This is a genomic window from Pseudomonas halotolerans (assembly GCF_039581215.1).
In the GTDB taxonomy this organism is placed as follows: Bacteria; Pseudomonadota; Gammaproteobacteria; order Pseudomonadales; family Pseudomonadaceae; genus Aquipseudomonas; species Aquipseudomonas tehranensis.
This window is the reverse complement of record NZ_JBCNTJ010000010.1, coordinates 14,343-30,146: the sequence shown is the minus strand read 5'-3', so window position 1 is coordinate 30,146 and position 15,804 is coordinate 14,343. Positions and strand designations below refer to the sequence as shown.

General features: G+C 49.3%; 15 protein-coding genes. 14 read left to right on the top strand and 1 reads right to left on the bottom strand.

The window, feature by feature from the left end; genetic code table 11:
- The first annotated feature begins 1 nt into the window (after position 1).
- The 14 genes from AAIS01_RS15090 (at position 2) to AAIS01_RS15025 (ending at position 14,495) form a co-directional block, all read left to right on the top strand.
- Positions 2 to 802 carry an SDR family NAD(P)-dependent oxidoreductase gene (locus AAIS01_RS15090; protein ID WP_343469616.1) on the top strand — a complete coding sequence of 267 codons (801 nt, stop codon included), beginning with the start codon at positions 2 to 4 and terminating at the stop codon, positions 800 to 802.
- Entirely contained in the window at positions 796 to 1,917 is a 1,122-nt protein-coding gene (pseG, locus tag AAIS01_RS15085) for a UDP-2,4-diacetamido-2,4,6-trideoxy-beta-L-altropyranose hydrolase (RefSeq protein ID WP_343469615.1), read from the top strand. Before AAIS01_RS15090 ends, pseG begins: the two co-directional genes overlap by 7 nt.
- Positions 1,910 to 2,440: a UDP-4-amino-4,6-dideoxy-N-acetyl-beta-L-altrosamine N-acetyltransferase gene (gene pseH, locus AAIS01_RS15080; protein ID WP_343469614.1), complete on the top strand. Its 531-nt coding sequence runs from the start codon at positions 1,910 to 1,912 to the stop codon at positions 2,438 to 2,440. The genes pseG and pseH overlap by 8 nt, the downstream gene beginning before the upstream one ends.
- Before the next feature lies 1 nt (position 2,441).
- A complete protein-coding gene (gene pseI, locus AAIS01_RS15075) occupies positions 2,442 to 3,500 on the top strand; it encodes a pseudaminic acid synthase (protein WP_343469702.1) in 1,059 nt (352 codons plus the stop codon).
- Positions 3,490 to 4,389: a hypothetical protein gene (locus tag AAIS01_RS15070; RefSeq protein WP_343469613.1), complete on the top strand. Its 900-nt coding sequence runs from the start codon at positions 3,490 to 3,492 to the stop codon at positions 4,387 to 4,389. The genes pseI and AAIS01_RS15070 overlap by 11 nt, the downstream gene beginning before the upstream one ends.
- 32 nt (positions 4,390 to 4,421) lie before the next feature.
- The gene (locus tag AAIS01_RS15065; protein ID WP_343469612.1) at positions 4,422 to 5,564 is read left to right on the top strand and encodes a hypothetical protein; all 1,143 of its coding nucleotides are present in this window, start codon (positions 4,422 to 4,424) and stop codon (positions 5,562 to 5,564) included.
- Between the two features lie 22 nt (positions 5,565 to 5,586).
- Positions 5,587 to 6,705: a GDP-mannose 4,6-dehydratase gene (gene gmd / locus AAIS01_RS15060; protein ID WP_343469611.1), complete on the top strand. Its 1,119-nt coding sequence runs from the start codon at positions 5,587 to 5,589 to the stop codon at positions 6,703 to 6,705.
- Positions 6,706 to 6,707: 2 nt separating this feature from the next.
- Entirely contained in the window at positions 6,708 to 7,682 is a 975-nt protein-coding gene (fcl, locus tag AAIS01_RS15055) for a GDP-L-fucose synthase (protein WP_343469610.1), read from the top strand.
- Positions 7,683 to 7,779: 97 nt separating this feature from the next.
- Entirely contained in the window at positions 7,780 to 9,195 is a 1,416-nt protein-coding gene (locus AAIS01_RS15050; RefSeq protein ID WP_343469609.1) for a mannose-1-phosphate guanylyltransferase/mannose-6-phosphate isomerase, read from the top strand.
- 4 nt (positions 9,196 to 9,199) lie between these two features.
- Positions 9,200 to 9,970 carry a glycosyltransferase family 2 protein gene (locus tag AAIS01_RS15045; protein WP_343469608.1) on the top strand — a complete coding sequence of 257 codons (771 nt, stop codon included), beginning with the start codon at positions 9,200 to 9,202 and terminating at the stop codon, positions 9,968 to 9,970.
- Positions 9,967 to 10,923, top strand: a complete 957-nt coding sequence (locus tag AAIS01_RS15040) for a UDP-glucose 4-epimerase family protein (protein ID WP_343469607.1) — start codon at positions 9,967 to 9,969, stop codon at positions 10,921 to 10,923. The genes AAIS01_RS15045 and AAIS01_RS15040 overlap by 4 nt, the downstream gene beginning before the upstream one ends.
- Complete coding sequence (locus tag AAIS01_RS15035) at positions 10,923 to 11,936, top strand: MraY family glycosyltransferase (protein ID WP_343469606.1); 1,014 nt, start codon at positions 10,923 to 10,925, stop codon at positions 11,934 to 11,936. The genes AAIS01_RS15040 and AAIS01_RS15035 overlap by 1 nt, the downstream gene beginning before the upstream one ends.
- A 114-nt stretch (positions 11,937 to 12,050) precedes the next feature.
- On the top strand, positions 12,051 to 14,045 hold the full coding sequence (locus tag AAIS01_RS15030) for a polysaccharide biosynthesis protein (RefSeq protein WP_343469701.1): 1,995 nt from the start codon (positions 12,051 to 12,053) through the stop codon (positions 14,043 to 14,045).
- A gap of 114 nt (positions 14,046 to 14,159) precedes the next feature.
- On the top strand, positions 14,160 to 14,495 hold the full coding sequence (locus tag AAIS01_RS15025) for a ComEA family DNA-binding protein (protein WP_343469605.1): 336 nt from the start codon (positions 14,160 to 14,162) through the stop codon (positions 14,493 to 14,495).
- A gap of 63 nt (positions 14,496 to 14,558) precedes the next feature.
- Here the strand turns inward: AAIS01_RS15025 and AAIS01_RS15020 are convergent, their stop codons facing one another.
- Positions 14,559 to 15,662, bottom strand: a complete 1,104-nt coding sequence (locus AAIS01_RS15020; protein WP_343469604.1) for an acyltransferase family protein — start codon at positions 15,660 to 15,662, stop codon at positions 14,559 to 14,561.
- Between the last annotated feature and the right edge of the window lie 142 nt (positions 15,663 to 15,804).

The window sequence follows — 15,804 nt, the reverse complement described above, 5'->3', positions numbered from 1 at the left end:
AGTGAGCAAAGGAATCGAGCTGTTTTCATTGGCTGGCAAAACCGTGTTGATAACTGGCGCGACGGGGTACTTAGGCACTGCGATGAGCAATGCTTTAGCTGCTGCAGGTGCGCATGTATTGGTCAATTCCCGCTCCTTTGAGCGTGGTACGTTATTAGTTGAGGCGTTGTCGAGCCAAGGCTTCTCCGCTGAGCTGGCCGTATTCGATGTGGGCGACGAAACACAGGTACGGGAATTCATGGAAGGATTTGCCCCACGTGAACTGCATGTATTGATCAATAATGCCTACGCAGGGGGCGGTGGGACGGTGGAAACTAGCAGCGGTGAGAATTATCTCGATGCTTATGAAGTATCGTTGGTGGCTGCTCATAACGTTTTAAAATGCGCCTTGCCGGCGATGCGGCGAGCTGTTTGCGCGGCAGGCGAAGCATCGGTCATCAATGTTGGGTCGATGTATGGAATGGTCAGCCCGGATGCTCGAATCTATGACACTGCTGCTGGAACCAATCCTCCCTTTTACGGGGCGGCCAAGGCCGCAATAATCCACTGGAGCAAATACGCAGCATGTGAGTTTGGCAAGGAGGGTATCCGTATCAATTCGATTTCCCCTGGTCCATTCCCGTCGATCCAGGTACAGCTGGCCGCTCCGGAGTTTATTGCCAAACTTGCACAAAAAGTCCCTATGGGGCGTATCGGCCAAGCCAGAGAAATAATGGGGCCGATACTCTTTCTTGCCTCCTCGGCGGCGTCTTTTGTAAACGGTACTAACGTGGTAGTGGACGGTGGCTGGACAGCATGGTGAACAAGATCACCGTGGTTTTCCGGGCGGACGCCTCGCTGCAAATAGGTAGCGGACACGTCATACGTTGCCTGACGTTGGCTGAGGCTCTTCGGGTTGAGGGGGCTGAGTGCCACTTCATTTGCCGTGAGCATCCAGGACACTTGTTGGATTTGATTCGTAGCAAGGGGTTCAATATCCATCGTTTGAGCACGCTTGACAGCACTGTTTCCTCGGGCGGGCCAGTTCGACCATCTGTTGAGCCGCGACATGCTCATTGGCTAGGTGCCACTCAATTACAAGATGCGGAAGCCTGCCAAAAGATTCTTGAAGACCTAAAACCGGATTGGCTAGTCGTCGATCATTACGCCTTGGATGTGCAATGGGAAACGTCGCTCCAAGCGTTTGTCCACCATCTTTTGGTGATTGACGATCTTGCTGATCGCACGCATATCTGCGATTTATTGCTTGACCAGAATCTGGGGCACACGGAGCGTGACTATACGACATTGGTGCCCAGTGACTGCCGGTTGATGGTGGGGCCGCAATACGCGCTCCTGCGGCCCGAATTCGCTGAACTCCGTAAGCAAAGTTTGGAACGACGACACTCCCCAGAGCTTCAACATATTTTAATTACGATGGGAGGCGTTGACCAGGCGAATGCAACTGGAGTGTCGTTGGATGCCTTGAAAGCGTGTTCTTTGCCAGCGAGCTGCCGAATTAGCGTTGTGATGGGGCTCAATGCACCTAACTTGGCGGAAGTTGCTGGTGCTGCCGCAAATATGCCATGGCCTACCGAGGTGTTGGTTAATATTACCGACATGGCCGAGCGAATGGTCTCGGCGGACGTCGTTATTGGGGCTGCCGGAAGCACCTCTTGGGAGCGATGCTGTCTGGGAGTCCCCACAATAATGGTGGTATTGGCGGACAATCAAAAATCAGCTGCTGAGGCACTGTTAAGTTCTGGAAGTGTGGAATTGATTGAGCAGGTTAAAAATATTCCCATGCAACTACCAACAGCCATACGTGTCTTGGCGAACGAGAGTAAATTGTCAGAACTGAGCGAGAGCGCACGTAGAATCTGCGATGGCTTGGGCGTTCAGAAAGTTATCAAGAAAATGAGTGATATGAATGGATAATTTGCAGGCAGCGCATTTCTTGATACGAAAAATGACAGCGGATGATCTGAACATCGTCCTTGCCTGGCGCAACCATCCCGACATTCGTCGTTATATGTACACCCAACATGAAATTTCAATGGAAGAACATCGCGCGTGGTTTGAGCGGAGCTCTCAAGATTCACGCAAACACCTACTGGTTTTTGAGATAAACGAAAAACCTCAGGGCTTTGTGAATATTACGGAAATAAGTTCGGGTCGAGTGGCGGACTGGGGATTTTACATTGCGCCGGACGCTGTTAAAGGTACGGGTCGCCGGTTGGGGAAAGCAGCTCTGGAATATGCTTTTAATAACCTCAATCTGCATAAGGTTTGCGGTCAGTCTCTCGCTTTCAATGAGCGGTCAATTCAATTTCATCATGGTTTGGGGTTTCAGCAGGAGGGTACTCTGCGCGATCAGCACTACGATGGTGAAAATTATCATGCGGTCATCTGCTTTGGTTTATTGAGCAATGAATGGCAGCCAGAAGGTAGGGGTCAATAATATGCCAAGTCCTAGTATTACTATTGCAGGCCGAAAGATTGGTGTCGATGAATCGCCGTATATTATAGCCGAATTATCTGCCAATCATAATGGTAACTTCGAAACCGCGAAAAGAATCATAGAGGAGGCCAAGAAATCCGGTGCCGACGCGATAAAGTTGCAAACCTATACTGCAGATACCATTACTCTAGACTGCGACTCTCCGGATTTTAAGATAAGCGGCGGGCTATGGGATGGACGGACACTTTATGAGCTATATCAAGAAGCTCACATGCCCTGGGAATGGCATGCACCGCTTTTTGATTATGCGCGTGAATTAAATATTACGATTTTCAGTTCGCCCTTCGATAATACAGCGGTCGATCTGCTGGAAGGGTTAAATGCTCCGGCCTATAAAATTGCGTCATTTGAGGCTATTGATTTACCTCTCATAAAATATGTGGCCAGTACCGGCAAGCCCATGATTATTTCCACCGGAATGGCTGATGCTGAGGAGATAGCGGAAGCCATTGAGGCTGCTCGTGAGGGGGGCTGTAAAGAACTAGCCATTCTTCACTGTGTAAGTGGTTATCCTGCCCCCGCACATGATTACAATCTGCGCACAATACCCGATATGATCCAGCGTCATGGTCTGGTGACCGGCCTGTCCGATCATACATTGGATAATACTACTGCAATAACCAGTGTTGCACTGGGCGCTTCAATTATTGAAAAACACTTTACTCTTGATCGGAGTGGTGGTGGCCCCGATGACAGTTTCTCACTTGAGCCTGCGGAGCTGGTAGCCTTGTGCCGGGACAGTAAGACTGCATGGGCTGCGTTGGGTAAGGTTGACTATGGTCGGAAGTCTAGTGAGCAAGGGAATGTGCAATTTCGGCGATCATTGTATTTTGTGAAAAATTTGAAAGCAGGTGAAGTCATCACTGCTGATTCGGTTAGGAGCGTGAGGCCAGGATTTGGCTTGCATCCAAAACTGATGGGCAGTGTAGTCGGTAGTCTGACGACTCGCGATATTGATAAAAATACCCCTGTCAAAATGAATGATTTTTATGTTAAGTAAAAAAAATGTCAGGGTGGCTCTCGGTAATTTGCCTCTGGCGCTTCAGCTTCTGTGTACACGATTGATACTTCGGTTCGAGTCCGTTGTACAGTGGTTGCGCGCTTCAAAGCTAAAGCGACTGGGGATGCAGGAGTTTGTTGCTTCTATTGATGGGTTCGATTCTTCGCTTGAGTGTCATATTCTTGCATCAGGTTGGAGTCTGAATCATTCCTATGAAAATATTGATCGTACAAAGTCATTTGTTATAGGTTTTAATTTTTCTTTTTTGAAGTGTAATGATCCTGATTTGCATTTCATTGAAAACGCGTCGGTTAAGGATTTACGTTTTTTTGTGAATACCTATCAGACATATTTTGCTATGGAGAAGTTTAATGTTTTCACGAGTTCAAAGGTCATCTTTAAGAATTTGTCTGAATTGAAAAACTCAGTGCGTCTTGTCGGTATGCTGTATTCGGACAAAGCGTACTTTATGAGAGATAAACATTTCAGAATTTTTGGCAGTAAGGGAGTTGCTCCCGTCGTGACACAAATGTGTGCAGAAACCCAAGGTTTGCCTCAGGCGGTATCCAGTGTGGTTGGCTTGGCTGTTTTGGCCAAAATGATGGGGTTTAAAAAAATAATCATTCACGGTCTGGATTTTCAGGGGCCGCACTTTTACGGGCGTGACGCTTCGGACATAATTTTCAATGATAAGCCCATACCGCAACCGTTAAGTTTAGATGAGTGCGGTTTGGAGTTACATAGAACCGCAGTTGGCGAAAATGGTGTGGGTGTAGTGTCGGTTATCAGAGCGCTAAAGCACGAACTAAAAAAATACGATGTGGAAATATTGGCGGCAAGTAAGTTGTCTCCGTCTGCCAAAATTTTGGGTTGGGCTGAATTGGAATGATGATTGGAATTCATTTCGTAAAGGAGATTTGAGTGGCCGCCGTCCTTCGAGGTAGCGCATTTTTTTGTGCGTGTATGTATGTTATTTTTTCTGCGCTGGCTTTTTACTATGGAGAGATTGGCTATCGTACGGGGGCAGTGGCCGCTGGAGTTTTAGTGTTCGCTGTTATGCTTTCGGTTTCTCGAGAGCGAAGTGACTTATCTTTTTTTAGTATAGTGCTTTTGTTTTTTAGTTTGTTTGTTTTTTCATTATTTAACTATGGTTGGTCTGAGTATAGAAGTGTCTTCACGGTTTTTGTTTTTGTTTCGGGGCTTGGTGTTGCCTGGTATGCAGTGGAGTTTCGGAAGACATGGGTGTTTTTTGAGCTTCCCTTCTTTTTGTTTTTGATTGTTACACTTTGGCTGATTTTGGTAGAGGGGTATGGAGCGGCGGAATTTAACAGGGTTCTTACCGGGTCAAGCCGGAATGTATATTCTGGAATATTGCTGGCGCTCGCAAGTGGGTACATTTTTTCTAGGGAGTATGCAGGTAAGCCAATATCTGTGACATTGTTCTTTTTGGTGTTTTTTATAAGTATTCCTTTGTATAGTCGTAATGGGATTTTTGTCTCTTTTGTGCTTTTGCTATGTGTCTTGTGGCGAAGGAGTGTTCTTGCGGTTTGTGTGATGGGCATTGTGAGTTTGGTTGTTTTGGTTTTTGGGTGGGAGTATTTTTATGATCTTGTGCAGTCTCGTACAAATTTGGCTGCGGGTTTGGAAAGCGATAGATATTACATTGCTCAGGATTATTTTTCGCATTTGGATCTGACTGGTTTTTTGGGTGGGGTGGATCTAACAAACGTGCCGATGGTCGAAGCCTTTGGAGGTAATCCTCATAGTGCTTTTTTAAGGTTGCATTCTTTTTTTGGTGTTTCAATATTTTTCTTTGTTTTTATTGTCGGTGTTTCGTTTGTCAGGTTAATGCTTGATAGGCATTATCTGTTAATGGTGGTGCTGTTTTTGTATCTGTTTCGCGCTGTATTTGATATATTTTATTTGTTTAATTTGATGGATTTTTTGGTTTTCCCCTTGGCTTTTTATTGGTATTTCAAGCGGTTTATACCTTATTTCAGAAGAGAGGTGATATTGCCTCCTTCGCACGGTAAGACAGATTTGTCTGTCGTAGCTAGAACTTAAAAATGACTGGGAGAGTAGGAGCATGAAAAGAGCTTTAATTACCGGGGTTACAGGTCAGGATGGTTCTTATTTGGCTGAACTGCTACTCGAGAAGGGCTACGAAGTCCACGGCATAAAACGTCGTGCCTCATCCTTCAACACTCAACGTGTCGATCATATCTACCAGGATCCACATGTTGATAACCGCAATTTTGTCCTCCATTACGGCGACCTGAGTGATTCCTCGAACCTCACCCGAATCATCCAGGAGGTTCAGCCGGATGAGGTCTACAACCTGGGGGCCCAGTCTCATGTCGCCGTGAGTTTCGAGTCTCCTGAATACACCGCTGATGTCGATGCGATGGGTACCTTGCGAATTCTGGAAGCTATTCGCTTGTTGGGACTGGAGAAAAAAACCCGTTTTTATCAAGCATCGACTTCTGAACTGTATGGGTTGGTACAGGAAATTCCGCAAAAGGAAACAACTCCTTTCTACCCGCGCTCCCCTTATGCTGTGGCAAAGCTGTATGCCTATTGGATCACAGTGAACTACCGCGAAGCCTATGGGATGTATGCCTGCAACGGCATCTTGTTCAACCATGAGTCCCCACGCCGTGGTGAGACCTTCGTGACTCGCAAGATTACCCGTGCTCTGGCGAATATTTCCCAAGGGCTGGAACAGTGTTTGTTCTTGGGCAATATGGACGCATTGCGCGATTGGGGGCATGCCAAGGACTACGTTCGCATGCAGTGGATGATGCTGCAACAGAACGAACCGGAAGATTATGTGATCGCCACCGGTGTTCAATACTCGGTACGTGAGTTTGTGCGCTGGTCCGCCGCTGAGCTGGGGATTACTTTGCGCTTTGAAGGTGAGGGCGTAGAAGAACGCGCTGTGATTGAGCGCATTGACGGTGAGTTGGCACCGGCGTTGAATGTCGGGGACGTAGTTGTACGTGTCGACCCGCGTTATTTCCGGCCTGCCGAAGTTGAAACCTTGTTGGGGGATCCGAGCAAAGCCAAAAAGAACCTTGGTTGGGTGCCGGAAATCACTGTGCAGGAGATGTGTTCCGAAATGGTCCGTGAAGACCTCAAGGCCGCTCAGCGTCATGCCTTGCTCAAACAACATGGCCACGAAGTTCCGGTCGCCTTGGAGAACTGATGATGTCCCGCGAATTGAACCAGAACATTTTCGTTGCCGGCCATCGAGGTATGGTCGGCTCGGCCATCGTGCGTCGTCTCCAGGCCCTGGGTTATCGTTCCATTCTTTGTGCCGGGCGGGACGAACTGGACCTGCTGGACCAGCGGGCGGTACGCGCCTACTTCGCCGAGCACCGAATTGATCAGGTGTATCTGGCGGCGGCGAAAGTGGGAGGGATTCACGCTAACAATACGTTCCCGGCTGACTTCATTTACGACAACTTGATGATCCAGGCGAATGTGATTCAGGCGGCTCACGCGTCGGACGTTCAGCGATTGTTGTTTCTTGGATCTTCCTGCATCTACCCCAAGCATGCGATTCAGCCTATGAAGGAAGACGCGTTGTTGACGGGGATTCTGGAGCCGACCAACGAGCCTTACGCGATCGCCAAGATTGCCGGCATCAAGTTGTGTGAGAGCTATAATCGCCAACATGGTCGCGACTATCGCAGTGTCATGCCGACCAATCTTTACGGGCCCCATGATAATTATCATCCACAAAACAGCCATGTGATTCCGGCATTGCTTCGCCGCTTTCATGAGGCCGTGCAGGCCGATCAGGCCGAAGTGGTTATCTGGGGCAGTGGTAATCCGATGCGTGAGTTCCTGCATGTCGATGACATGGCTGCGGCTAGCGTCCATGTGATGGAGCTTGATGGTGCTACCTACCAAGCCAACACCCAACCGATGCTGTCGCATATCAACGTCGGGACTGGTAAAGACTGTACAATCCGCGAGCTTGCTCAGGCCATCGCCAAGGTCACCGGTTTTACGGGGAAGCTGTCTTTTGACGCAAGCAAACCTGATGGTTCCCCACGCAAGTTAATGGATGTATCGCGACTTCGCGCGCTGGGCTGGCAGGCGACAATAGATCTGGAGGAAGGGCTGGGCGATGCTTATCGCTGGTTTGTAAAGCATCGGCTGGAAGCCAGGGATTGATGCACCACGGACTGGATTTATCAGGCTATTGATGTAATAAGCCTATGAATAAAAAGAATTTAACGGCCACATCGATAGCAGCAAAGGACAATTTTGTATGTTTCTTCCAGTAATCATGGCTGGTGGCTCGGGGTCTCGGCTCTGGCCATTGTCTCGCCAGCTCAATCCCAAGCAATTTTTGCCTTTGATTGATTCCGAAAAATCATTGCTCCAGGCGACGATCATGCGTCTGGAAGGGCTTGATCATCATCTGCCAATTTTAATCTGCAACGAGCAGCACCGCTTTCTCGCAGCTGAACAGTTACGCCAGATGGAGATGGAGCAAGCCCGGATTTTGCTAGAGCCGGTGGGACGGAACACCGCACCGGCAATTGCGTTGGCGGCGTTGCAGGCCACCGCTCTTGGCGATGATCCGATTCTGCTGGTACTGGCCGCGGATCATCTTATTCAGAATGTTGAAGCTTTCCACTCCAGTATCGCTCGGGCGTTGGCCCTGGCTGAAGAAGGTAAGCTGGTTACGTTTGCAATCGTGCCAACCCACCCGGAGGTTGGTTTCGGCTATCTGGAAAAGGGAAACGCGCTGGGCCACGGCGGTTTCGCCGTCAGCCGGTTTGTAGAGAAGCCCGATTCAGACACTGCGCAAATGTACCTGGACAGTGGCCAATATTTTTGGAACAGCGGGATGTTCATGTTCCGGGCCAGTCGTTATCTGCAAGAGCTTGAGCGCTTTGCACCGGAGATTCTGCATGCCTGCCGCGCTTCCTTTATAAATGCGCAGCAGGACATGCATTTTACCCGAGTCGGTCTTGAAGCTTTCACTGCCTGCCCCGAGAACTCCATTGACTATGCGGTGATGGAGCACACGGCTGATGCAGTCATGGTTCCGCTCGACGCGGGCTGGAGTGATGTAGGGTCATGGTCGGCTCTTTGGGACACAGGTGACAAGAACGCTGACGGCAATGTGCTCAAAGGCGACGTACTCACCGAACGCACAAGCAGCAGTTATGTACATGCTACCCATCGGCTTGTAGCGACTATCGGAATTGATAATCTCGTGGTCGTCGAAACCAAGGATGCGGTGCTTGTAGCTTGCAAGGACCATGTGCAGGACGTTAAGAAAATTGTTGAGCAACTGAAGAACTGTAAACGTTCTGAATATGCCAATCACCGTGAAGTTTATCGTCCATGGGGCGTTTACGACTCGGTGGATAATGGCCTGCGTTACCAAGTCAAACGCATTACCGTTAATCCGGGTGCCAAGCTGTCGGTGCAGATGCATCATCATCGTGCAGAACACTGGATAGTGGTCAGTGGAACGGCGCGCGTGACTAATGGGGATAAAACCTACCTAGTGACAGAAAATCAGTCGACCTATATACCTATCGGTCAGGTCCATGCGTTGGAAAATCCTGGGGTGATTCCTTTGGAGCTGATTGAAGTGCAGTCAGGCACTTATTTGGGCGAAGATGATATTGTTCGCTTTGAAGACAGATATGGTCGTGTAAAGGAATGATGGCTTGAAGATTTCAATTATCACCGTGTCTTATAACAGTGCGGCGACAATCCGTGACACTATTGAATCGGTCTTGTCTCAGAGTTATAAGGATATTGAGTATATTGTTGTGGACGGTGCCTCCAAGGATTCGACCTTGGCTATCGTCAACGAGTATAGCGACAGGATTGCAAAAATCGTCAGTGAGCCGGATGACGGCATCTACGATGCGATGAACAAGGGCATAGCGCTCGCCACAGGGGATGTGATTGGAATTCTTAATTCTGATGATTTCTTTGAAACCGATGATGTGATTGACTCTGTTGTAAAAGCGTTTGCCTCTTCTCCAGAGAGTCAACTGGTTTTTGGCGACATCGTATTTGTAAATGCTGATGATCTGAACACCGTGACCCGTTTTTATAGCGCAGGACACTTTCGTCCTTGGAAACTTCGTTTTGGCTGGATGCCGCCTCACCCAGCAACATTTGTAAGAGCTGAAGCTTACAATATAATAGGTCCATATTCCGTGGAGTATAAAATTTCTGCGGATTATGAAATGTTTGTTCGGTTGTTGTTAGTTCATGCTTTCAAGTTTTCCCGGCTTGAGAAAGTATTGGTTCGCATGCGCGCCGGTGGTGTTAGTACTTCGGGTGTCAGAAGTAGCCTCCATTTGAATAAGGAAATTGTTCAAGCTTGTCGAAGGAATGGCGTTTATACCAATATTCTGATGGTGCTGAGTAAAATACCCTTCAAGTTATTTGAATATATCCGGCGACCAAAAGGTTCTATCCAATGACTCGCGTGTTAGTGACGGGAGGGACCGGGTTTGTTGGGGCTGCGCTGGCTGAAAAAATCAAGCAAGATGGGCGGTTTGAAGTTAGTGTCTCTGTTCGTGATGGGCGACAATTGCCAGGTATTCATACCTGCCTTGTACCGGGCCTGGACGCTGAAACTTCTTGGTTGAGGGCGCTTGACGGTATAGATGTGGTTGTCCACACCGCTGCGCGGGTTCATGTAATGCGTGACTTATCAAGCGATCCATTGACCGAGTTCAGAAAGATTAATGTCGAAGGAACGCTGAACCTGGCTCGCCAAGCTGCCGATTCAGGGGTAAAGCGCTTTGTTTTCCTGAGTTCGATCAAGGTGAATGGTGAGGGCACTGAGCCGGGAAAACCTTACAAGCCGGATGATGTTCCACACCCGCTTGATCCTTACGGCGTTTCAAAAATGGAAGCCGAGAAGGCGCTGCTTGAACTGGCGGAAGAAGTACAAATGGAAGTGGTCGTGATTAGACCTGTTCTGGTTTACGGCCCTGGGGTTAAAGCGAATTTTCTCAACATGATGCGTTGGCTTGATAAAGGGGTTCCGCTGCCTTTGGGAGCCATTCATAACGTTCGCAGCCTGGTTGCCTTAGACAATCTGGTTAGCTTGATTGTGACGTGTGTGGATCATCCCGCGGCCGCCAATCAGGTCTTTCTTGTCAGCGACGGTGAGGACCTATCTACGACCCAGTTATTAGCACGTATTTCGAAAACGCTGAAAAAGCCTTCCCGCTTGATTCCGGTTCCCTCTTGGGCGCTTGATCTTGTCGCGCGCTTATTAAGGAAAGGTGATTTTTCGAAGCGTTTATGCGGTTCGCTCCAGGTGGATATTACTAAGACACGTGCGTTGTTGAACTGGTCTCCGGAAATCAGTGTTGATCAAGGGCTGGCCAAGACAGTCCGTCATTTTGTGGAACAGGGTAAATAATGTTTTGGCAAGGTTTAGTAGTCATAGTAGCGGTATCTTTTTTGACGACCTGGCTGCTGCGCCGTTATGCATTGGCCCGAAGCATCATCGATATTCCCAACGCCCGCAGTTCACACACCGTCCCAACTCCTCGCGGCGGCGGTGTGGCAATTGTCCTGAGCTTCCTTTTGGCCTTGCCCTTATTGGCACTTGCTGATTTTCTACCGTGGTCGACGATGTGGGCCATGTTGGGAGCTGGCATGGCCATCGCTGTTCTCGGTTTTCTTGACGATCATGGACACATCGCGGCCCGCTGGCGTTTGCTCGGGCACTTTGCTGCATCGGTGTGGGCGTTGTACTGGCTGGGTGGCTTGCCCGCCCTTTGGTTCTTTGGTATCGAGCTTGAATTGGCTTGGCTGGGACATGTCCTTGCCGCTTTTTATCTGGTCTGGATGCTCAACCTCTACAACTTCATGGACGGCATCGACGGTATTGCAAGTGTCGAGGCCATTTGCGCCTGCCTTGGTGCCTGCCTGTTGTACTGGCTCGCCGGTTTTGACAGCTTGATAGTGACCCCCTTGGTACTGGCAATGTCGGTAGCAGGTTTCCTGTACTGGAACTTCCCTCCCGCACGAATTTTCATGGGGGATGCTGGAAGCGGATTCCTAGGCATCATCCTAGGTTTGATGTCGTTGCAGGCCGCTTGGGCCTCACCCAAACTGCTTTGGGTCTGGCTGATTTTGTTGGGTGTCTTCATCGTCGATGCAACCGTAACCTTGATACGACGCTTGCTACGAGGCGATAAGGTGTATGAGGCTCATCGCAGTCACGCGTACCAATTCGCCTCGCGTCACTATGGCCGGCATTTGCCGGTGACGTTAGCTGTGGCTGCGATCAACTTGTTCTGGCTTCTGCCTCTGGCGGCAGGTGTCGTGTTGTGGAACCTGGACGGCGCGTTGACTTTGATTGTGGCCTATATTCCGTTGGTAATGCTTGCCGTCAGGTTCCATGCTGGCGAGTTGGAGAAGGTTTGATTTCAGGGTAAGGCTCGCTTTTTTTCGTTTGTCAGTTGTCTAAAGGACCGGATGTAACTGCGTGCTTTAGGAATGGATTAGTTTTAGGAGCTGGCCAAGGTGCGTGAAGGGGTTATGGGTAAAATAAGATCGGCTTTGTTGGGCCTGCCAAGGCGTCACAAGCGTGCAATCCAAGTGGCTACGGATGTCATCTTGGTTTGGGCCGCCCTATGGCTGGCATTCGTCGTTCGACTAGGTGTCGAGGCGTTGGCCAGCCCTATCGAAACGCACCTATGGCTTTTCGTATGCGCTCCGCTGATCGCTATCCCGATTTTCATTCGCTTTGGCATGTACCGTGCTGTCATGCGTTATTTCGGAAACGACGCTCTAATCACTATCTGCAAGGCTGTCAGCTTGTCAGCGTTGTTATTGGCGTTGGTAGTGTATTGGTACAGCAATCACACCAACGTGGTCCCGCGCTCCATCATTTTCAACTACTGGTGGCTCAGCCTGATTATGATTGGCGGCTTGCGCCTCATGATGCGCCAATACTTTCTTGGCGACTGGTTCACCGCAGCCCAGCATGTACCCTTCACTAACCGTGACGACGGCTTACCCAAAGTTGCCGTATACGGTGCCGGTGCCGCCGGTAACCAGCTCGTTGCCGCATTACGCATGGGGCGGGTGATGCGTCCGGTCGCGTTCATTGATGATGATCGCAGTATTGCAGACCGGGTGATCGCCGGGCTGCAGGTCTATCAACCCAAATATATTCAAAAGATGATCGATGCGACCGGTGCGCAGGAGATTTTGCTGGCAATCCCGTCTTCGTCACGGGGGCGTCGTCGTGAAATATTGACGTTGCTGGAAGGCTTCCCGCTGCATGTGCGCAGTGTTCCCGGGTTCATGGATCTGGCGAGTGGCCGGGTCAAGGTCGATGACATTCAGGAAGTGGATATTGCGGATCTTCTTGGGCGCGATCCTGTGCCCGCACAAGCTGACTTACTTGAACATTGCATTGCCGGACAGTCGGTTTTGGTGACGGGGGCGGGAGGTTCAATCGGTTCTGAGCTTTGTCGGCAAATCGTAGCCCTCAAACCCACTACGCTGCTGCTATTCGAGCATAGTGAATTCAATCTCTACAGTATTCTGTCTGAACTTGAGCCGCGAATCGCTCGGGAATCATTGTCTGTCCGCTTGCTGCCCATCCTGGGTTCGGTGCGCGATCAGCACAAGTTACTGGACGTGATGAAGACCTGGAATGTCGACACGGTCTATCACGCCGCCGCTTATAAGCATGTGCCGATGGTCGAACACAACATCGCCGAAGGCGTCCTGAACAATGTGATCGGTACGTTGAATACGGCACAGGCTGCGTTGCAGGCAGGCGTATCGAATTTCGTGCTGATCTCTACGGATAAAGCGGTGCGCCCGACCAATGTAATGGGCAGCACCAAGCGCCTCGCAGAGCTGACCTTGCAGGCCCTGAGCCGTGAACTGGCGCCAGTGCTGTTCGGTGATAAGTCCAATGTCTCGCGAGTTAATAAAACCCGCTTCACTATGGTTCGGTTCGGCAATGTACTGGGCTCGTCAGGGTCGGTTATTCCGCTGTTCCATAAACAGATCAAGTCTGGCGGCCCGTTAACCGTTACGCATCCCAAGATCACTCGTTATTTCATGACCATTCCCGAGGCCGCACAGTTGGTGATTCAGGCCGGCTCCATGGGATTGGGGGGCGATGTGTTTGTACTGGACATGGGCGAGCCGGTGAAGATTGTCGAGCTGGCGGAGAAGATGATTCACCTGTCCGGCTTGAGTGTTCGTTCGGAAAAGAACCCTCATGGCGACATTTCTGTTGAGTTCACAGGCTTGCGCCCTGGCGAGAAGCTTTACGAGGAGTTGCTGATTGGCGATAACGTCGTCGCAACCTCGCACCCTATGATCATGAGTGCCAACGAAGATCACCTGCCCTGGGATGTGCTTAAGGCCCGGCTGACGGAGCTGCTGACTGCCATCGAACACGATGACTACGCCAGAGTCCGTCAGTTGCTGCGCGATACCGTCAGTGGCTACGCCCCGGACGGTGAGATTGTCGACTGGATCTACCAGCAGCGCCGTCTCGAACCCTGATTGTTACACACCCTGTAACGTACACACTTTTGACAGTCTCCTATCGTCGCCTAAGTTTGAGAGGCAGCTTCGGAAAAGCTGCTTCTCTCTTAACGATGTCATGGAGCGTCACTTATGCGTACAGGCTATTTCTACTCTCTGGTTTTTGCCCTTCTGACCAGCGCCTCTATAGCTGTTATCGCTGCGCCTGCGGTCAAGCCCGAGACGACGGCGACCCCACAGGCATTGGAAGTTTCGCCTAAACCGCAAAGCACCAGAGTGAATCTGAACGAGGCGGACGCCGCAACGCTGCAACGCGAGCTGGCGGGGATAGGCAAGGCCAAGGCAGAGGCGATTGTTGCGTATCGTGAGAGTAATGGGGCCTTCTCTTCGGTGGAGGAGTTACTGGAGGTCAAGGGGATTGGCAAGGCGATTCTTGACAGGAATCATGAAAAACTGGAAGTTCATTGAGTGTATAGACGAGAAAGGCCGATCGAATGATCGGCCTTTCTCGTATGGCTAAGTCTCAGCTATTTACTGTTCTGTTGATGCCTTGGTAAATGCAGTATTTTGTTTCGATCGATCGGTTAACTTTTTCCCAATGTTGATGAAGGGCTTTTCAATAAATCTATAAACACAATAACTTAAGGCTATCGTGAGTGGTAAAGTAATCATGCAGAAAAACTGTAATTTTTCATGCGGCGATGGAGTGTCATGAATCAAAGGAAGAAGATATTTTGAAGTGTAAAAAAAAGCTGCACCATGGAGCAGGTATGCTGAATATGAAATATCGCCCATGAACTTCAAGATTGGTGTGGTATATTTTTGCGGTTTAATGTCCAGGTTTAATACGGCCCAGCAAGCGAGTCCGCATATTAGGGTAAAAATTGCTCTATTGAATCCTGTGACAATGTTGATTTGATTGCCGTCGACAGGCCAATATGTAAATGCTATGCAAGCAAAGACGAGTGCGATCGTGGGGTATAGGTTGTTTGCACTTGCCTGCGATTTTCTCACGATGCCGATGCCCACACCTATGGAGAAAAGAAAGGCTTGGTTAAATGGATTTATATAGGTTGTCCATTGTTGCGCTAGGGTCTGTGTGGGGGTTAACAGGTTGCTTGAGAAGTGAAAATATATGGAGCCAAGAACTAAGCTAGCAAAGAGATATGTCCATTTATTTTTTGCGAATACGACGAGTAATGGAAATAGAGCATAAAAAACCATTTCATTTCCAATTGACCAACCGCCAACGGGTACGTAGTTTTTAGGATGGTAATATCCGAAAGTAAGGGTAAGGTTGGATATGTATTTTTCCCAGTCAATAGTAAAGTTTTGTGTTGCTAAATATAGATATAATCCTGTTGAAAGCGTGGCGATCCAGTAGAGTGGAGCAATTCGGAAAAAACGCTTTGTGAAGTAGGTAAGTAGATTTTGGCCGGAGAGCGTTAAGTCGGAGTATGCAAGGTAGAGTGAAATGCCACTGATTATATAAAATGTCGATACTGCGTATACCCCCAGTCTCCCTAGTGTTGTACTGCTGTCGGGAGTTCCTGTGCTCCAACTCATGAAATGATAAATCATTACACATAAGGCAAGAAGGCCTCTCATGTAGTCAATGGAATTTATTCGATGCATTAGTTGCTTGTCCGGAGTTGGTAATGCTGATATTGAGTTGAAAGCTATTTATGCGGTGGTTAGTATCGCAGATTCCTGGCTTTTAACCCACTTCGATTCAGGGCTTGAAAGCGGTCTTCGAAGGTGTGACGTATAGATTCAT